Below are 18172 nucleotides of genomic sequence, written 5' to 3'. Positions count from 1 at the left end.
GCGGCGCGCGCAGGCCTCAGGTGCTGAGGAATTGCTCGATCAGCCCGGCCACGGCCGCCGGCTGGTCGTGGTGCAGCATATGGCCGGCGTCCTGAACCACGGCCGTGCGGCAGTCCGCAATCTGCCCGATGCGCTCGTGGTACTCGGCCAGCGTGTAGCGGTCCTTCCACCACATGCCCAGGCTGTCGTCGCTGGCCTCGACGGCCAGTACCGGCGCCGTGATGGCGCGGTACAGGGCCAGGATTTCTTCCACGCGGAACAGCTGGGCGCTGATGAGCTTGTGCGCCGTGTCGCCCAGGATTTCCCAGCGGCCCTGCGCATTGGGCGCCGCCCAGTGGTGGGCCAGCCACAGCGCCTTGTCCTCGGGCAGGCGGCGGTTGGTCTTCATCAGCCTGCGCGCCACGTCCTGCACGCTGTCATAGCTCTTGAGTTCCATGCCGCCGCTGCGCAGCTGGCGCAGCTCGTCCATCCACTGCGCATAGCGCGCAGGCGCCTGGTCTGGCCGGGTGGCCGGCATGCCGAAGCCTTCGAGGTTGACCAGCCGGCGTATGCGTGCAGGCCGCGCGCCCGCATACATCATGGACACGTTGCCGCCCATGCTGTGGCCCACCAGGTCCACGGGCGTATCGCCCGCCAGGGTGTCCAGCAGATGGTCCAGGTCGCCCAGGTAGTCGGCAAAGTCATGCCGGTCGGCAGGCCAGGCCGGCCGGCTCAGGCCGAAGCCGCGCCAGTCCGGCGCGATGATGCGGCGCCCCGCCATGAAGGCCTCGCCAAAGGCATCGACCACGAACTGGTAGGAGGCCGCCACATCCATCCAGCCGTGCACCAGCACCAGCGGCGCCAGCGCGGGATCGCCATCCACAGGTCCCCACTCGCGCACGTGGTACTCCATGGTGCGCACCGGCACCATGCGCGAGCGCCAGGGGCGTGTGGGAGCGTAGATGGGCGCTTCTTCAGCGGCCGTGGCGGGGAGGGAAGAGGGGGCTTGCAGCATCCCGCCGATTATTCCGGTTTGCTGCTGTGCAGCAGTCAGGGGCGGGACAGCGGTGGCGCGGGATTTCCCTGTGGCGGCAGACCCGCAGGTAGTAACCCGAGCGCCGCCGCCGCTGATGCACGGCATCAGAAACAATGATTGGCCGGCCGGGCCGGCGCTGCCTACAGTGGGTTGCAGATCGACCGCACAACAACCCGAAGGAGACAGCAATGCAGCAACGCAGATGGCTGACGGCCGCCATGGCCGCAGGATTGTGGGGCGCCGCCATGGCGGCCCAGGCCGGCACGGTGACGGTGCTGACCTCGTTTCCCAAGGAGCTGACCACGGCCTACCAGAAGGCCTTCGAGGCGGCCAATCCGGGGATCAAGATCGAGATCCTGAACAAGAACACCACGGCCGCCGTGGCCTATGTGCGCGAGCTGCCCGAGGGCCAGCGGCCCGACATCATGTGGGCCAGCGCCCCTGATGCCTTCGAGGTGCTGGCGCGCAACAAGCTGCTGACCGCCGCGCCCGAGACGCGCAATCCGGCCGCGCCCGCCAAGATCGGCAACTACCCGCTCAACGACCCGCAGGGCCTGTACTACGGCCAGGCGCTGGCCGGCTACGGAATCATGTGGAACACGCGCTACCTGAAGGCGCACAAGCTGGCGGCGCCCAAGGAGTGGAGCGACCTGACGCGGCCCGAGTACTTCGGCCACATCGCCATCTCCTCGCCCTCGCGCTCGGGCACCACGCAGCTGACGGTGGAGACCATCCTGCAGGGCGAGGGCTGGGACAAGGGCTGGCGCCAGCTGCTGTCCATGATGGGCAACGCCGCCGCCGTGACCGACCGCAGCTTTGCCGTGCCCGATGGCGTGAACAACGGCCAGTACGGCATAGGCATCGTGATCGATTTCTTCGGGCTGGCGGGCAAGTACTCGGGCTTCCCGGTGGACTTCGCCTACCCGGCGATGACGGCCGTGGTGCCGGCCAACATCGCGCTGATCGCGGGCGCCAAGAATGCCGACGAGGCGCGCAAGTTCATGGCCTTCACCATGTCGGTGCCGGGCCAGCAGCTGCTGTTCGACCCCAAGATCAGCCGCCTGCCCATCCTGCCCTACAGCCAGCTCAAGGCGCCGGCCGGCTACCCCGTGCCGCAGGAGGTGGCGCAGCGCGCCAAGGTGCAGTTCGACGCCAACCTGTCCGAGTCGCGCTATGCCGTGGTGATCAGCCTGTTCGACCAGATGGTGACCTTCCGCCTCAAGGAGCTGCAGGCGGCCACGCGCGCCATCCAGGAGGCGCACAAGGCCCTGCAGGCCAAGCCCAATGCCAAGGGGCAGGAGCTGCTGGCGCAGGCGCGCGACATTGCCTACTCGCCGCTGGTGGGCGAAGCCAATGTGAAGGACGAGCAGTTCCTGGAGCTGTTCCGCAAGAGCCGGCGCGATGTGGCCGTGTCCAAGGAGCTGACGGGCCTGGAGCAGATGTGGGCCGACAAGGCGCGTGCCAACTACGAGCGCGCGGCCAAGCTGGCGGCCGAGGCGCGCGGCCTGGCCCGGTAGGTGGCGCAGTAGGTGGCGTGGTAGGTGGCGCAGGGGCCCGGCACCGGGCGCCTGCATGCACTCCCCTTGACAGTCTCTTTCGCTGCGGAGCATTCGCATGAGCATCGATTCCATGGCGGCGCCCGGCGCCGCCCCCCTTGCTGCGCGCGCACGGCGCATTCCGTCGGGCTGGGGGCCGTGGCTGGCCTTCGCGCTGATCCTGGCCTTTTTGCTGGCCTTTCTCATCGTGCCCGTGGGCATGGTGGTCTACACCGCCTTCGTCAATGAGGGCGGCGGGCTCACGCTGGGGCACTTCGGCAATTTCTTCGGCCAGACCGTCTTCCGCGAGTCGTTCTTCAACAGCCTGGGCGTGTCCCTGGCCAGCGTGTTCTTCGCCAGCCTGATCGCCGTGCCGCTGGCCTACCTGACGGTGCGCTTCGAGTTCCGGGGCGCGCTGCTGATACAGACGCTGGGCGTGCTGCCGCTGATCATGCCGCCCTTCGTGGGGGCGGTGGCGCTGCAGCTGATCTTCGGGCGCAGCGGCTCGGTCAACCTGCTGCTGGACGACTGGTTCGGCTTCACCGTGCCCATCATGGAGGGGCTGACGGGCGTGATCTTCGTGGAGAGCATCCACTACTTCCCGTTCATCTTGCTCAACCTCGTGGCGGCCATGCGCAATATCGACGGGGCCATGGAGGAGTCGGCGCTGAACCTGGGCTCGCGTGGATTCCGGCTGTTCCGGCGCGTGATCTTTCCGCTGGCCATGCCCGGCTACCTGGCGGGCGCGGCTCTGGTGTTCGTGAAAGTGTTCGACGACCTGGGCACGCCGCTGGTGATGGGCGTGACCAATATGCTGGCGCCCCAGGCCTATCTGCGCATCACCTCGGTGGGGCTCGATGATCCGCTGGGCTATGTGATCAGCGTGATCATGATCGCGTTCTCCATCGTCGCCCTGTGGCTGGCCGCGCGGGTGATGAAGGGCAAGGACTACGCCACCTTGCAAAAGGGCGGCAGCGCGCTGCAAAAGCGCCGGCTGTCGGCCTGGGAGGCGCTGCTGGCCTATGGCTGGATCGCCCTGGTGCTGCTGGTGGTGCTGGCGCCGCACATCGGCATCTTGCTGATGTCGTTCTCCAAGGTCTGGAGCTTCTCGGTGCTGCCCGACAGCTATACGCTGGAGCACTACGCCACGGTGTTCACCGACTCGGGCTACATGATCGGCAACACGCTGCTGTACTGCCTGATGGCGGCGGGCATCGACGTGGTGATCGGCACCGCCATCGCCTACCTGATCCTGCGCACGCGGCTGCCTGCCCGGCAGTGGCTGGACTACCTGGCCTCGGTGGCGCTGGCGATTCCGGGGCTGGTGCTGGCCATCGGCTACCTGCGGCTGTTCAAGGGCGTGAACCTGCCCTTCACCGATACGCCCATCGTCACCACCTGGGTGCTGATCATGCTGGCCTATGCGGTACGGCGGCTGCCGTATGCGCTGCGCTCGTGCATGGCGGCGCTGCAGCAGGTGCACATCTCGCTGGAGGAGGCCGCGCAAAGCCTGGGCGCGGGCCGCACCAGCGTGATACGGCGCGTGATGGTGCCGCTGATGGCCGGCGGCATCCTGGCCGGCTTCGTCACCAGCTTCATCACGGCGGCGGTGGAGCTGTCGGCCACCATCATGCTGGCCTCGGCCCAGAGCCAGGCGCCCATGAGCTACGGCATCTACCTGTACATGCAAAGCATCTCGGGGCGCGGGCCCGGTGCGGCATTGGGCGTGCTGGCCGTGGTCGTGGTCGGCCTGGGCACGTATTTCTCGCACCGCTTCGTGGAGCGCTCGCGCGCCACCGTGCAATCGACTTCGGAGTGAAACGCCATGCACCTGGACCCTGTCTCCCTCGAATGCAGGCACATCAGCCTGAGCTACGGCAGCAACGAAGTGCTGCGCGACGTCAACCTCAAGATCGAGCCCGGCGAGTTCTTCGCGCTGCTGGGGCCTTCGGGCTCGGGCAAGTCCACGCTGCTGCGGCTGATCGCGGGCTTCAACCGGCACCAGCGCGGCGAGCTGCTGGTGGGCGGGCAGGACATCACGGGCGTGCCGCCGCATGCGCGCAACATCGGCATGGTGTTCCAGAACTACGCGCTGTGGCCGCACATGACGGTGTACGACAACGTGGCCTTCGGCCTGGTCGAGCGCCGCGAAAGCCGCGACACCATCCGCCGCAAGGTGGGCGAGGTGCTGGAGCTGGTGGGCCTGTCGCAGTACGCGCAGCGCCGCCCGGGCCAGCTGTCGGGCGGGCAGCAGCAGCGCGTGGCGCTGGCGCGCACCGTGGTCATCGCGCCCAAGCTGCTGCTGCTGGACGAGCCGCTGTCCAACCTCGACAAGCAGCTGCGCGTGCAGATGCGCGAGGAACTGCGCAGCCTGCAGCGCAAGCTGGGCTTGACCACCATCTTCGTCACCCACGACCAGGAAGAGGCCATGACCACGGCCGACCGCATGGCCGTGCTCGACAAGGGCGTGCTGCAGCAGGTGGGCTCGGCGGCTGGGCTGTACGACTATCCGGCCAACCGCTTCGTGGCGGGCTTTGTCGGCACGGCCAATGTGCTGGAGGGCGAGGTGCTGCCGACGATAGGCGAGTCGCTGGTCTTCAAGGTGCCGGGCCTGGGCACGCTGACCCTGCCGCGCCCGGCCCAGCCGCCCGTGCCGGGGCGTGCGGCGCTGGCCTTCCGGCCGCACCAGGTGCAGATTGCGGTGCGCGACGATGCGGGCGATGCCTCGCGTGTGTGGGTGGAAGGGCAGATCGAGAGCGCCGAATTCCTGGGCGAGTTCTCGCGCTACCGCGTGCGCGTGGGCGAGGTGGCGGTGGTCGCCGACCAGGCGCACTACGCGGGCATTGCCATGTTCCCCATGGGCATGCCGGTGCGCCTGGGCATCGAGCCCACGCAGCTGCGCTACCTCGATGAGTGAACGATGAGACGGCTAGGGATGTTCCCTGACACCCGGGCCTGCCCGGGCCGCAGGCCCTGGCGCCTGCGCTAGGCTGGCCGCCCATGGAGATGTATCAGCTGCGCGCCTACGTCACGGCGGCCACGCTGGGCAGCGTCACGCGCACGGCCGAGGCCCTGCACCTGACCCAGCCGGCCATCACGGCCCAGATCAAGGCGCTGGAGGAAGAGCTGGGCGTGGCGCTGTTCGACCGGCGCCCGGGCCGCATCAGCCTCACGCGGGCCGGCGAGGCCCTGATGGAGCCCGCCCGGCAGGTGCTGGATGCGGCAGGACGGCTGCAGGGCCAGGCCCGCGAGCTGCAGGGCGAGGTCACCGGCCAGCTGCTGCTGGGCACGGTGGCCGACCCCGAGGCGCTGCGCCTGGGCTCGCTGCTGCATGGCCTGGTGGAGGCGCTGCCGCTGCTGGACATCAAGACACGCCATGGCTGGGCCGAGGAGCTGCGCGCGCAGGTCGCGGCCGGCGGCCTGCAGGGCGCGTTCTACATCGGCGCCCACATGCCGCGCGACCTGGGCGCGCTGGTGCTGCAGACACTGCACTACCGCGTGGCGGCGCCGCCCGCGCTGCGCGAGCGCGTCCTGCAATCGGGCTGGAAGGACCTGGCGCAACTGCCCTGGATCGGTGCGCCCGCGCAGCACCATGAGCAGGCCCTGCTGCTGGCGCTGTTCGCCCGCCAGGGGCTGAGCCCCAATCAGATCGTGGAAAGCGATGCCGCCGCCGCGCCCGAGAGCCTGGTGCGCGCCGGCCTGGGCCTGGCGCTGCTGCGCGAGGACCGCGCCCTGGCCGCGGCCGAGCATGGCTGCGTGGCCATCTGGCCGCATGCGCGCGTGTCGGCGCAGCTGGGCTTCATCCACCCGCGCGAGGCCGAGCACGACCCGGCCCTGGTGGCCACGCTGTCGCAGCTGCGCAGGGTCTGGGGGTTGACCGAGGTTCAGGCGGCGGCGCCGCCGCCGGCCTGAGGGGTGCCTGCCTGGACGATGGCCTCGACCAGCGCATCGAGGCTGCCCTGGCGTTCCTGCTCGCCCACCTCGAACAGCTCCAGCACGCCGGTGCCGCGCAGGATGGCGAAGGCCATGGCCGCAAAGCCCTGGGGGCGGGGATGGTGGGCCGCGATCTCGGGGAAGACGTCCAGGAAGCGGGTGTAGAACACGCTGTCCACATGTACCCGGCGCGCGTCCACGCGGTCGAACAGCGAGGGGGAGGCCTTGCAGCCGAAGAACATGCTCCAGGCCGCCTGGTAGTTGGCCGCGCCGAAGATGTTATCCCAGGCCAGGGTGACGAAGGCCTCGGCACGCTCGCGCAGGGGCAGGGCCTTGTCGGGCCAGACCGTGCCCTGGTCGCTCAGCGGCTCCATGACCTCGATGACCAGCCGCTCCATCAGCGCATCGCGGCTCTCGAAGTGGTGCTGCAGCGCGCCCAGCGACACATCGGCGCCGCGCGCGATGGCCTGCAGCGTGGCGCTCTTGAAGCCGCCCTCGCGCAGCAGCGCCAGGGCGGAGTCGATGATCTTGCGTTGCGTTGTCTCCACACGCTCGGTCTGCGGCGTGCGTGCGCGCCGCTGCGTGGCGGACGTCGTCATGTTCTGGGCTCCAGAGGGCAAAAAAATAATAGTAGATTGTTTTTGTTTGTTGCGGGCGTTCAACCGTTGCCGGAGTGCGGCATGGCGGGCGGCAATGCGTCGATGGCCTTCGCTACTCCTTCTTCTTGGGCTTGTCCATAGGGATAAATTACAAGAAATAATAATTTATTGTTTTTTATAGTTGATACCCATCAACAAGGGGCGCACAAGGCCCCGTATTCCAACAGGCACCCCACGAGGAGACATTGCCGTGAAGACCACCGAAGTGTTCCAACCCCTGCGCCGCCGCGCGCCTTGCTGAGAGCCGGAGCACCCCCTTGATGCACAGTTCTTCTTCGCAGGGCCATCTGGAGCGCAGGCTCAAGAACCGCCATATCCAGCTCATCGCGCTGGGCGGCACCATCGGCACGGGCCTGTTCCTGGGCTCGGCCGGCATCATCGAGCTGGCCGGCCCGTCCGTGCTGCTCGGCTACGCCATTGGCGGGCTGATCATCTTTTTCATCATGCGTTTCCTGGGCGAGATGCTGGTCGAGGAGCCCAACGCGGGCTCGTTCAGCTATTTCGCCAACCGTTACCTGGGCCGCTTCGCGGGCTTTCTGGCGGGCTGGAACTGTGTGGCGCTGTATGTGCTCGTGGGCATGCTGGAGCTGACGGCCGCAGGCAAGTTCATCCAGTTCTGGTGGCCCGGCATACCCACCTGGGTGACGGCGGCGGTGTTCTTCGTGCTGATCAACGGCGTGAACTTCATCAACGTCAAGGCCTATGGCGAGTTCGAGTTCTGGTTCGCGCTGATCAAGATCGTGGCCGTGATGGCCATGATCGGCGCAGGCCTGTATTTGCTGTTCAGCGCCGACCGGCCCGAGCAGACCGTGCGCAACCTGTGGACGCACGGCGGCTTCTTCCCCAACGGCTTCTCAGGCCTGGTGATGGCCTTCGCCTTCATCATGTTCGCCTTCGGCGGCGTGGAGATGCTGGGCTTCGCGGCGGCCGAGACCGACCAGCCGCGCACCGTCATCCCCAATGCCGTGAACCAGCTGATCTACCGCGTGCTGGTGTTCTACATCGGCTCCATGGCCGTGCTGATGTCGCTGATGCCCTGGACCGACCTGCTGGGCCAGCTCAAGGCCGGCGGCGACACCTACAGCAGCAGCCCCTTCGTGCTGGTGTTCTCGGGCCTGGGCGAGAACGTGGCCGCCCACCTGCTGAACTTCGTGATCCTCACGGCCACGCTGTCGGTCTACAACAGCATGGTCTACAGCAACAGCCGCCTGCTGTACGGCATGGCCAGCGAAGGCAATGCACCGCGCTCGCTGATGCAGGTCAACCGCCGCGGCGTGCCGGTGCGGGCCATCGTCTATCCGGCCATCTTCACGGCGCTGGCCATCGTGCTGAACTATGTGGCGCCGGCCGGCGTGCTGGAGTTGCTGATGTCGCTGATCGTGGCGGCCCTGGTGATTACCTGGGCCATCATCATCGTGGCGCACTGGCGCTTTCGCCGGGCCCATGCGGCACGCGGGACCGTGCTGGGCTTTCCCGCACCGGCCGCGCCGCTGACCAATGCCATCTGCCTGGCCGCCATGGCCCTGGTGGTGGGCGTGATGCTGCTGACACCGTCGGTGCGGTCCTCCGCGCTGGCCATTCCGATCTGGGTCCTGGTGGTCTACGGGGCCTATCGCCTCGTGTTCCGCCAACGTCCCACGCCTGTGCTGGAATCCGTACTGGAACCCGCGCACATCCCCCGTTGAAACCTTCAAGGAGAACCAACCATGGCAGACCTGTTCGACAACCCGATGGGCCTGATGGGCTTCGAATTCGTGGAATTCGCATCGCCCACGCCCGGCGTGCTGGAGCCGCTGTTCGAGAAGCTGGGCTTCACGCTGGTGGCCAGGCACCGTTCCAAGAACGTGCTGCTGTACCGCCAGGGAGGCATCAACTTCATCATCAACAATGAGCCGGGGCAGGCCGCCTATTTCGCTGCCGAGCACGGCGCCTCGGCCTGCGGCCTGGCCTTCCGCGTCAAGGATGCGCACCAGGCCTACAAGCGCGCGCTGGAGCTGGGCGCGCAGCCCGTGGAAATTCCCACCGGCCCCATGGAATTGCGCCTGCCGGCCATCAAGGGCATCGGCGGCGCGCCGCTGTACCTGATCGACCGCTTCGACGAAGGCAAGTCCATCTATGACATCGACTTCGAGTTCCTGCCCGGCGTGGACCGCAACCCCAAGGGCCACGGCTTCCAGGTGGTGGACCATCTGACGCACAACGTCTACCGCGGCCGCATGACCTACTGGGCGGACTTCTACAGCAAGCTGTTCAATTTCCGTGAGATCCGCTACTTCGACATCTCGGGCGAGTACACCGGCCTGGCTTCCAAGGCCATGACGGCGCCCGACGGCCTGATCCGCATCCCGCTGAACGAGGAATCGCGCCAGGGCGGCGGCCAGATCGAGGAATTCCTCATGCAGTTCAACGGAGAGGGCATCCAGCACATCGCGCTGCTGACGGACAACCTGCTGGACTCCATCGACCAGCTGCAGATGGCCGGCATTCCGCTGCTGACCGCGCCCAACGACATCTACTACCAGAACCTGGAAGGCCGCCTGCCCGGCCACGGCCAGCCCGTGGGCGAGCTGCAGGCACGCGGCATCCTGCTGGACGGCACGACCGAGGGCGGCCAGCCGCGCCTGCTGCTGCAGATCTTCTCCCAGCCCATGCTGGGGCCCGTGTTCTTCGAGTTCATCGAGCGCAAGGGCAACTACCGCGAGGGCTTCGGCGAAGGCAATTTCAAGGCCCTGTTCGAGTCCATGGAGCGCGACCAGATCAACCGCGGCGTGCTGCAGGCCGAGGCACCGCAGGGCGCCTGATCCCGACGGACGCAACGCGCCCGCCCGGCCCTGGCCGGGTGGGCGCGCTGTCGTCAGGGTAAACACGGGCGGCCCTACACTCGGTGCCCATGAATTCCCCCTCGATGCAACCGGTGGCGCTCGGTCAAAGCGCATTGCAAGTCAGCCCCATCTGCCTGGGCACCATGACGTTCGGCGAGCAGGTCGGCGAGGCCGAGGCCTTTGCCATCATGGACCGCGCGCTGGAGCGCGGCGTGGACTTCTTCGACACGGCCGAGATGTATGCCGTGCCCGCACGCGCCGAAACCTGCGGCGCCACCGAAACCATCATCGGCCGCTGGTTCGCCCAGCGCCCTGGCGCGCGCGCCAGGGTCGTGCTGGCCACCAAGGTGGCCGGTCCTTCGCGGGGCATGCCCTGGGTGCGCGAGGGCAAGGGCATGACGGCGGCCGACATCGCCGCCTCCTGCGAAGGCAGCCTGCGCCGCCTGGGCACGGACGTGATCGACCTCTACCAGATCCACTGGCCCGAGCGCAACGTGCCGGCCTTCGGCCAGCTGTACTACGACCCGTCCAAGGAAAGCTCGCAGACCGGCATCCATGAGCAGCTCGAGGCGCTGGGCCGCCTGGTCCGGGAAGGCAAGGTGCGCCACATCGGCCTGTCCAACGAAACGCCCTGGGGCGTGCACGAATTCGTGCGCCTGGCCGAGCAGCACGGCCTGCCGCGCGTGGCCTCGGTGCAGAACGCCTACTGCCTGCTCAACCGCAGCTGGGAAAACGGCATGGATGAAAGCTGCCACCGCCTGGGCGTGTCGCTGCTGGCCTATTCGCCGCTGGCCTTCGGCCTGCTCACGGGCAAGTTCGACGTGCATGCGCCCACCGATCCCGCTGCGCCGCAGGCCGCACGCATTGCGCGCTACGAGTCTGTGCGCAAGCAGCGCTGGGGCCGGCCCGAAGCCCTGGCCGCCGCGCGCCGCTACAACGCGCTGGCGCGCGAGCATGGCATGACGCCCACGCAGCTGGCGCTGGCGTTTTGCTACACCAAGTGGCAGGTGGCCAGCACCATCATCGGCGTGACCTCGGTGGCCCAGCTCGATGAGGACCTGAACGCCTGGGGCACCCAACTGTCGCCCGAACTGCTGTCGGCCATCGACGCCATCCGCTGGGAAGTGCGCGACCCCGCGCAATAGGCCTCAGCCCTGCGCAATAGGCCTAGGCCCTGCGCCTTCAGCGGCTGCACTCGCCTTGGAGCGCAGCAGCCGCCAGCATGGGCAGGCTCAGCAGGCCCATGCCGCCGCCCTTGAACTCGCCCTTCATGCAGTCGCCCTGGGCGGCCTCGCGCATGCCGCTGGCCAGCGGGTCCTCGCGCTGCGCAGGGATCTGGGGCCTGACCAGGCCTTGCCGGGCCGCCGACTGCACGGCCTCGCGGCCTGCGGCCGAGTCCAGCAGGCGGCCCATGGCCCTGGCGCTGCGCGCGGTGTCCGGGACGGCCTCGGTGTCGGCGGCCAAAGGCGCTTGCGGCGCGGCGGCTGTTGCGGCTTCCTCCGTGGCCTTTGTGGCCCCTGCGCCTTGCCTTGAAGGCGGTGCGACGGCGGCGGTGTCCGGCCGTCGCGTAGGCGCGGGCGCGGGCGCCGGTCCGGGCCGGGCAGCCGCTGCAGCAGGAGATGGCGCCGGCGCCGGCGTCGGCGTCGAAGTCGGCGTCTCGACCCAGACCACCTGAAGGCGGTGCGCCTCGGCCTGCCCGGTGCCGGGCCGCGCAATGTCCGGGGCCAGACCCTGCCACAGCAGCGCCCCGTGCAGCAGCAGCGACAGCAGCAGGCCCGCGATCAGCCGCAGCCGTCCGCTGCTCAAGCCTCGGGCCCTGCCACCCATTCCAGCAGGTCGCCGGGCTGGCACTGCAGTGCCTCGCAGATGCGCTCCAGCGTGTCGAAGCGCACGCCGCGTACCTTGCCGCTCTTGAGCAGGGAAATATTCTGTTCGGTGATGCCGACCATCTCGGCCAGTTCGCGCGAACGCATCTTGCGGCGCGCCAGCATCACATCGAGGTGGACGATGATGGGCATGCTCAGACGAAGCCCGCGTTCTCGTCGGCGATGCGCCGCGCCTGCAGCATCACATGGGCGATGGAGACCAGCACCACGCCGAGCAGGACCAGCAGGCCATCGTGCCAGTACAGGCCCAGCGTGACGAAGCGCTGCCCTGGCGGATTGCCCATGCTGGCCGCCACCGACATCAGCGCGCGCGTGAAGGGCAGGGCCAGCGCGCCCGCCAGCACCGTCCAGGCAAAGCGCATCAGGGCGTGCTGCGCCTGCTGGCCGAAGACACGGCCCTGCAGGTACTCGCCGAACAGTGTCCACAGCTGGCGCAGCGCATACAGCCCGCAGCCCACGGGCAGCAGGCTGACCAGTGCGGTGCGCCAGCGCGCAGCCATGTCCAGCGGCTGGCCCGGCGGCATGCCCAGCAGGCCTTGCGCCTGGCCCGAAAGATCTTGCGGCGACAGCAGGGCGGCTGCCGGCAGGGCCAGCAGCGCGACGGCACCGAGGGCAATCAGGATGCGCGCCGCCTGGGAGTGGCGCCTCAGGGCGTTGCCCGCGGCGTGGGGCGTATAGTTCATGGCACAGCCTTGTATTGATGAATCGATAAAAAATTATTGTAAAACGATAAAAAATTCATGTCCAAGAAAAACTCTCATGTCAGCGAGACACCGGCCACGCAGCTGCTGCGCGCCCACAAGGTGGAGTTCACCGAGCATCCCTATGAGTACCTGGAACACGGCGGCACCGAGCACAGCGCGGCCAGCCTGGGCCTGGACGAGCACATGGTGGTCAAGACCCTGGTGATGCAGGACCAGGACGCCAGGCCGCTGATCGTGCTCATGCATGGCGACTGCAAGGTCTCCACCAAGAACCTGGCGCGGCAGATCGGGGCCAAGAGCGTGGAGCCCTGCAAGCCCGAAGTCGCCAACCGCCACAGCGGCTACCTGGTCGGCGGCACCTCGCCCTTCGGCACGCGCCGCGACATGCCGGTCTATATCGAAGAGAGCATCCTGGCGCTGCCGCGCATCGCCATCAACGGCGGGCGCCGGGGCTTTCTGGTGCAGCTGGACCCGCAGGTCTGCGTGCGGCTGCTGGATGCACGGCCCGTGCACTGCGCGCTGGCAGAATAGATGCCCTGAAGAAATGAACACGACTTGCGCACACGGGAAGGCGGCCGCCGCCTCCACCGGGTTCGCGCAGGTCCTGATGAAAAACATGTGTCGGCGATCAGGGAGGGCGGGCCATCAGGGCCGGCCGGATCGCGCGCCGGCGCTCCACAGACCGGCCAAGGACTTCAATTGAACGCGCTCTACCCCCTTCTCGCCACCGTGGCGGCCTACCTGATCGGCTCGCTGTCGTTCGCCGTCATCGTCAGCCGGGCCATGGGCCTGAATGATCCGCGTACCTATGGCAGCGGCAACCCCGGCGCCACCAATGTGCTGCGCTCCGGCAGCAAGGCGGCAGCGGCCGTCACCCTGCTGCTGGACGCCGCCAAGGGCTGGCTGCCCGTGGCCCTGGTGCAATGGTTCGGCAGCCGCTTCGGCATGGGCGACGGCACGGTGGCCATGGTGGCGCTGGCTGCCTTCCTGGGCCACCTGTACCCGGTGTTCTTCCGCTTCAAGGGCGGCAAGGGCGTGGCCACGGCCCTGGGCGTGCTGCTGGGCATCAGCGTCTGGCTGGGCCTGGCGGTGGCGCTGACCTGGCTGATCATTGCCGTGTTCTTCCGCTATTCCTCGCTGGCGGCCCTGGTGGCCTCCGTGTTCGCCCCCGTCTACTACCTGCTGTGCAGTGGCGTGGTCTGGTATGCCGAGACACCGATTGCCGCCGCCATCGTCGCCATGGCGGCCCTGCTGATCTGGCGCCACCGCGAGAACATCCAGCGCCTGATGGCCGGCAAGGAATCCAGGCTGGGCAGCAAGAAGGCCGACCCGGCAGCCGCCGCGGCCAAGCCCGGCACGGCCAAAGGCAAGCCGCATTGACCGTCGCCGCCGCGCTGCGCACCACGGGCGCAGCTTGCGTGCGGGGCGTGGCCGGCCGGTCACGCTCCAGGCCCTCTCTTCACTGACGACTCTCTCACATGGCATCCAGTCCATCGCAGCGCGTGTACCGCGCACCATGCCCCGGCTGCGGCGCGCCCGTGGAATTTGCCAGCGCCCAGGCCAGCTATGCCGTCTGCGAGTTCTGCCGCAGCACCGTGGTGCGCCAGGGCGATGTGCTGCAGCGCCGTGGCTCCATGGCCGAGGTCTTCGAGGACTACAGCCCCCTGCGCATCGGCGCCACGGGCCAGATGCTGCGCAACGGCAAGCCCGAGCACTTCACCCTGGTCGGGCGGCTGCAGCTCAAGAGCGAGGCGGGCGCCTGGAGCGAATGGGTGGCCGCGTTCAGCGATGGCGCGCTGGGCTTCCTGAGCGAGGACAACGGCCAGTTCGTCTGGTCCTGGCCCTGGGTGGCCGAGGCCCTGCGCAACGGGCCGTTCAAGGCCTCCGACTGGCTGCTGGGTTCGCAGCGTGTGCTGGGCGGCAAGAGCTTCACGGTCAGCAGCGTGCAGAATGCCCGGCTGGTATCGGCCCAGGGCGAGCTGGCGCAGCTGCCCGAGCCCGGCACACCGTACCGGCTGGTGGAGCTGCGCAGCGAGCAGGGCCAGGTGCTGTCCGTGGACTTCTCCGTCCAGCCGCCCGCGCTGACCCTGGGCGAACGCGTGGTGCTGGACGACCTCAGGATGCAGGGGCTGCGCGACGGCGCCTCGCTCAAGGGTGAGCAGGGCCGGCACTTCAACTGCCCCAAGTGCGGCGCCGTGGTGCCCGTGCGCTTTTCCACCACCAAGAGCCTGAGCTGCCCCAGCTGCGGGTCGCTGGTGGACCTGAGCCAGGGCATTGGCAAGGAATTGGCCTATGCGGAACAGAACGAGCCCGTGCGCCCGGCCATCCCGCTGGGCAGCAAGGGTGTGCTGGAAGGCCAGCAATGGCAGGTGGTGGGCTTTCAGCACCGCATGGGCCAGGAGCCTGGCGACGACGAGAGCTTTGGCTGGGAGGAGTACCTGCTGTTCAACCAGAAGGCCGGCTTCGCATTCCTGGTCGATTCCTCCGATGGCTGGAGCATGGCCCGCGTGACCACGGGCGTGCCCAAGCTCTCCAAGAACCGCAGCACGGCCAAGTACATGGGCCGGCAGTACCAGCTTGAATCGCGCTACACGGCCGAGACCACCTACGCCCTGGGCGAGTTCTACTGGCCCGTGCAGCGCGGCCAGACCACGCGCAATGTGGACTATGTGAGCGCAGGCGCGCAGAACAAGGCCTTCCTGGCCAGCGAGACCGAGAGCGGCGAGACCACCTGGTCGCATGGCAGCGCCGTCTCGGCCACCACGCTGGCAATGGCCTTCGGCCTCAAGCAGTTGCGTGACCGCTCGCAGGTCGGCGTGATGTCGGGCAGCCGCTTCGGGCTGTGGACCATCATCATCGGGCTGCTCATCCTCTGGCTGGTGTTCGTCACCTTGCGCGGCTGCGCATCGCGCCCCAACTGCGACCCCAATACCGACGCCAACTGCAACAGCTACACCCGCAGCAGCGGCGGCTCCTGGGGTGGCTACACCTCGGGCGGCAGCCACAAGTAAACAACGGAGAAACTGATCATGAACTTCGACTGGCTCAACCCCGCCGCCTTCTTCGGCTCGATCCTCTATGCGCTGGTGGGCGTGGTGGTGTTCTGGCTGTGCTTCTTCATCATCGACAAGATCACACCCGTGGACATGTGGGCCGAGATCGTCGAGAAGCACAACAAGGCGCTGGCCATGGTGGTGGCCGCCATGTGCCTGGGCATCAGCATCATCGTCGCTGCCGCCATCCACTGAACGGGGCCGCCTGGCCCCCGCATTCCCCATCTCCTGCCGACACGCAGCCCGCCTGAAAAGGTGCGGCTGCGCTGCGCATGGCGGCGTTGCTGCGTCGCAACAAATTCCTTGTTGATAGTGAGTTTGCAAATGATATTCGTTTGCATTCTAAATAAAATCGCCCCCTTCATTCGAAGAGAGGGTTTCCATGACAGACCATCAAGCTGCCCGCAGGGCAAGGCTTTCAGTGGGTGTGACCGCTGGCATCATCACCACCGCGCTGGCGGGCGGGGTCCATGCCCAGGAGGCCGCTCCAGCCGATCCGGCCCTGGCACAGACGCAGACGCAGACGCATCCTCAACAGGCCCACACCCTGCCCACGCTGCAGGTCAACGCCTCCCAGTACGATCCTGACGACGTGCGGCCCGAAGGCGTGACCACGGCGACCAAGACCTACCTGGCGCCCAAGGACATCCCGCAGACCATCGACACGCTGGAGGTCAACAAGTACAAGAGCTACGGCATCAACGACCTGGCCACCATGCTGGACGGCGTTCCCGGCGTGAACACCAGCTACGACATGCGCGGCGAAGGCGTGTACATCCGAGGCTTCAAGGCCGACGAGAGCGACATCTACCGCGACGGCGTGCGCGAGAGCGGCCAGGTACGCCGCAGCACCGCCAATGTGGAGCGCATCGAGATCCTCAAGGGCCCGGCCTCGGTGCTCTATGGCCGCAGCGCAGGCGGCGGCGTGGTCAACATGGTGAGCAAGCAGGCGCGTTTCGATGCCAAGAGCAGCATCACGCTGCGCGGCGGCTCCTGGGACAACGTGGGCGGCACCATCGACATCAACCGCGTGCTCAACGAGAACGTGGCCGTGCGACTGACGGCCGACCGCGAGCAGGCCCACAGCTTCCGCGAAGGCATACGCAACCGCAACGAGATGGTCTCGCCCAGCATCCTGGTGGACTCGCGCACGGGCTGGCGCTGGACCGGCCAGTACACCTATGACAACGTCTGGCGCGTGCCCGATCGCGGCCCGGTCTACGACCAGCTGCCGGCCGGTGTCTCCATCCGCAAGGGCTTTGCGGCGCCGGGCGACTATGTGGAAGACCGCCTGCGCGTGCTGCGCTCCGACCTGTCCTACGACTTCAACAACCGCTGGAGTCTGCGCTGGGTGGCCAGCAAGCGCGAGGCCAGCCAGGATTTCGACCACTACTTCGCCGGCACCTACCGTGCCGCCACCGGCAAGATCACGCCCAACTACGCCTGGCAGCAGACCCGCAACACCACGCTGTCCAACACGCTGGACCTGACGGGCAAGTTCAGCACGGGCAGCATCCGGCACGATCTGCTGGTGGGCCTGGAGGCCAGCGAGGAAGAGCGCGCGCCGCGCGTCGGCCAGCCCGGCAGCACCTTCGCCTATGACCCGTTGCAGCCCATCGTCTGGCCCAGCCGGCCGGCGCAGGGCAAGCCGACCCAGGACAACTATCACAAGGGCACGGGCCAGGCGCTGTACATGCAGGACCTGGTCAGCCTGACCGAGCAGTGGAAGCTGCTGCTGGGCCTGCGCTACGACAGCTACGACTTCCAGAGCACCAACAAGATCGCCAACCTCACGCGCAAGACCGACGGCAACGGCTTCAGCCCGCGCGTGGGCGTGGTGTGGCAGCCGGTGCGCGAGCACAGCTTCTATGCGTCCTGGAACAAGAGCTACTCGCCCTATGGCGGGCGCGGCATCCTGACCGTGGAAACCGCCGTGGGCGCGGTGCCGGACGACGAGCCCCAGTACTCGCGCCAGTCCGAGGTCGGCGTCAAGAGCGACTGGCTGGGCGGCGCGCTGTCCACCCAGGTCTCCGTCTACCAGCTGGAGAAGTACAACATCCGCTATCGCCCCGATCCCGAGAACGATCCCTACACCTGGGCCATCCGGGGCAAGGACCGTTCGCGCGGCATCGAGTTCAGCGCGGCCGGCCGCGTGGCCGGTTCCTGGTATGTGCGCGGCGGCGTGGCCTTCATGCAGGCCAAGGTGGCTGAAGACGCGCAAAACCCCGCCAACGTGGGCCTGTACCTGCGTGACACGGCAAAGCGCAACGGCAACCTGTTCCTGCGCTATGCGCCCAAGGGACCCTGGTATGGCGAAGTCGGCGTGACCTACACGGGCAGCCGCTTCACCAACGCCGCCAACACGGCCATCCTGCCCGGCTACTCGCGCTGGGATGCGCTGGTGGGCTGGCGCCAGGACGCCTGGACCGTGACCGTGGCCCTGTCCAACCTGTTCGACAAGCGGTACTGGCGCTCCAGCTCCATGCCGGGCGCACCGCGCAGCGTGCTGGTCAGCGCCAACTACCAGTTCTGACGGAACCCCAAGGAGGCGCGCGGCGCCTTCTC

The 18172-nt window shown here is 67.8% G+C and carries 17 protein-coding genes; 12 read left to right on the top strand and 5 right to left on the bottom strand.

Annotated features, from left to right (window positions below; genetic code table 11):
• Positions 1 to 16: 16 nt before the first annotated feature.
• Positions 17 to 994 (bottom strand): alpha/beta fold hydrolase, encoded by a 978-nt coding sequence (locus DTS01S_RS12670; RefSeq protein WP_047326805.1) that lies wholly within the window; start codon positions 992 to 994, stop codon positions 17 to 19.
• A gap of 209 nt (positions 995 to 1203) precedes the next feature.
• Between DTS01S_RS12670 and DTS01S_RS12665 the strand changes: the two genes are divergently transcribed.
• The 4 genes from DTS01S_RS12665 (at position 1204) to DTS01S_RS12650 (ending at position 6462) form a co-directional block, all read left to right on the top strand.
• Positions 1204 to 2532, top strand: a complete 1329-nt coding sequence (locus DTS01S_RS12665; protein WP_016451409.1) for an ABC transporter substrate-binding protein — start codon at positions 1204 to 1206, stop codon at positions 2530 to 2532.
• Positions 2533 to 2629: 97 nt separating this feature from the next.
• Positions 2630 to 4369: an ABC transporter permease gene (locus DTS01S_RS12660; protein ID WP_012206599.1), complete on the top strand. Its 1740-nt coding sequence runs from the start codon at positions 2630 to 2632 to the stop codon at positions 4367 to 4369.
• A 6-nt stretch (positions 4370 to 4375) separates the two neighbouring features.
• Entirely contained in the window at positions 4376 to 5467 is a 1092-nt protein-coding gene (locus tag DTS01S_RS12655; protein ID WP_012206598.1) for an ABC transporter ATP-binding protein, read from the top strand.
• An 83-nt stretch (positions 5468 to 5550) separates the two neighbouring features.
• On the top strand, positions 5551 to 6462 hold the full coding sequence (locus DTS01S_RS12650) for a LysR family transcriptional regulator (protein ID WP_061287831.1): 912 nt from the start codon (positions 5551 to 5553) through the stop codon (positions 6460 to 6462).
• Here DTS01S_RS12650 and DTS01S_RS12645 read toward each other — a convergent pair.
• A complete protein-coding gene (locus DTS01S_RS12645) occupies positions 6435 to 7082 on the bottom strand; it encodes a TetR/AcrR family transcriptional regulator (protein WP_016449233.1) in 648 nt (215 codons plus the stop codon). The genes DTS01S_RS12650 and DTS01S_RS12645 overlap by 28 nt on opposite strands.
• Positions 7083 to 7402: 320 nt before the next feature.
• Between DTS01S_RS12645 and DTS01S_RS12640 the strand changes: the two genes are divergently transcribed.
• The 3 genes from DTS01S_RS12640 to DTS01S_RS12630 all read left to right on the top strand — a co-directional run bounded on the left by DTS01S_RS12640 (position 7403) and on the right by DTS01S_RS12630 (position 11109).
• A complete protein-coding gene (locus DTS01S_RS12640) occupies positions 7403 to 8827 on the top strand; it encodes an amino acid permease (RefSeq protein WP_061287830.1) in 1425 nt (474 codons plus the stop codon).
• 21 nt (positions 8828 to 8848) lie between these two features.
• A complete protein-coding gene (hppD, locus tag DTS01S_RS12635; RefSeq protein ID WP_016449235.1) occupies positions 8849 to 9943 on the top strand; it encodes a 4-hydroxyphenylpyruvate dioxygenase in 1095 nt (364 codons plus the stop codon).
• Positions 9944 to 10047: 104 nt separating this feature from the next.
• Positions 10048 to 11109 carry an aldo/keto reductase gene (locus tag DTS01S_RS12630; RefSeq protein WP_043790114.1) on the top strand — a complete coding sequence of 354 codons (1062 nt, stop codon included), beginning with the start codon at positions 10048 to 10050 and terminating at the stop codon, positions 11107 to 11109.
• 37 nt (positions 11110 to 11146) lie between these two features.
• Here the strand turns inward: DTS01S_RS12630 and DTS01S_RS12625 are convergent, their stop codons facing one another.
• From DTS01S_RS12625 to DTS01S_RS12615, 3 genes are read right to left on the bottom strand one after another with little or no spacing between them, the layout of a single operon-like run.
• Positions 11147 to 11770: a hypothetical protein gene (locus tag DTS01S_RS12625; protein ID WP_061287829.1), complete on the bottom strand. Its 624-nt coding sequence runs from the start codon at positions 11768 to 11770 to the stop codon at positions 11147 to 11149.
• Entirely contained in the window at positions 11767 to 11982 is a 216-nt protein-coding gene (locus tag DTS01S_RS12620; protein ID WP_013801570.1) for a helix-turn-helix domain-containing protein, read from the bottom strand. Before DTS01S_RS12620 ends, DTS01S_RS12625 begins: the two co-directional genes overlap by 4 nt.
• Positions 11983 to 11984: 2 nt before the next feature.
• Positions 11985 to 12533, bottom strand: coding sequence for a DUF2975 domain-containing protein (locus tag DTS01S_RS12615; RefSeq protein WP_016449239.1), 549 nt, complete (start codon positions 12531 to 12533; stop codon positions 11985 to 11987).
• Between the two features lie 57 nt (positions 12534 to 12590).
• Here DTS01S_RS12615 and ybaK point away from each other — a divergent pair, with 57 nt between their 5' ends.
• From ybaK to DTS01S_RS12590, 5 genes are all read left to right on the top strand, one after another.
• Positions 12591 to 13085, top strand: a complete 495-nt coding sequence (gene ybaK / locus DTS01S_RS12610; protein WP_017404114.1) for a Cys-tRNA(Pro) deacylase — start codon at positions 12591 to 12593, stop codon at positions 13083 to 13085.
• A gap of 168 nt (positions 13086 to 13253) precedes the next feature.
• A complete protein-coding gene (gene plsY / locus DTS01S_RS12605) occupies positions 13254 to 13934 on the top strand; it encodes a glycerol-3-phosphate 1-O-acyltransferase PlsY (RefSeq protein ID WP_016451416.1) in 681 nt (226 codons plus the stop codon).
• 98 nt (positions 13935 to 14032) lie between these two features.
• The gene (locus DTS01S_RS12600) at positions 14033 to 15565 is read left to right on the top strand and encodes a DUF4178 domain-containing protein (RefSeq protein ID WP_061287828.1); all 1533 of its coding nucleotides are present in this window, start codon (positions 14033 to 14035) and stop codon (positions 15563 to 15565) included.
• A gap of 18 nt (positions 15566 to 15583) precedes the next feature.
• A complete protein-coding gene (locus tag DTS01S_RS12595; protein ID WP_016449242.1) occupies positions 15584 to 15802 on the top strand; it encodes a DUF350 domain-containing protein in 219 nt (72 codons plus the stop codon).
• Between the two features lie 187 nt (positions 15803 to 15989).
• Positions 15990 to 18140, top strand: coding sequence for a TonB-dependent receptor (locus tag DTS01S_RS12590; RefSeq protein ID WP_061287827.1), 2151 nt, complete (start codon positions 15990 to 15992; stop codon positions 18138 to 18140).
• Positions 18141 to 18172: the final 32 nt, after the last annotated feature.

The organism is Delftia tsuruhatensis NBRC 16741 (genome assembly GCF_001571325.1).
GTDB classification, from domain to species: Bacteria; Pseudomonadota; Gammaproteobacteria; order Burkholderiales; family Burkholderiaceae_C; genus Comamonas; species Comamonas tsuruhatensis.
The sequence above is the reverse complement of the archived record's forward strand: the minus strand, read 5'-3'. Positions and strand labels throughout refer to the sequence as shown.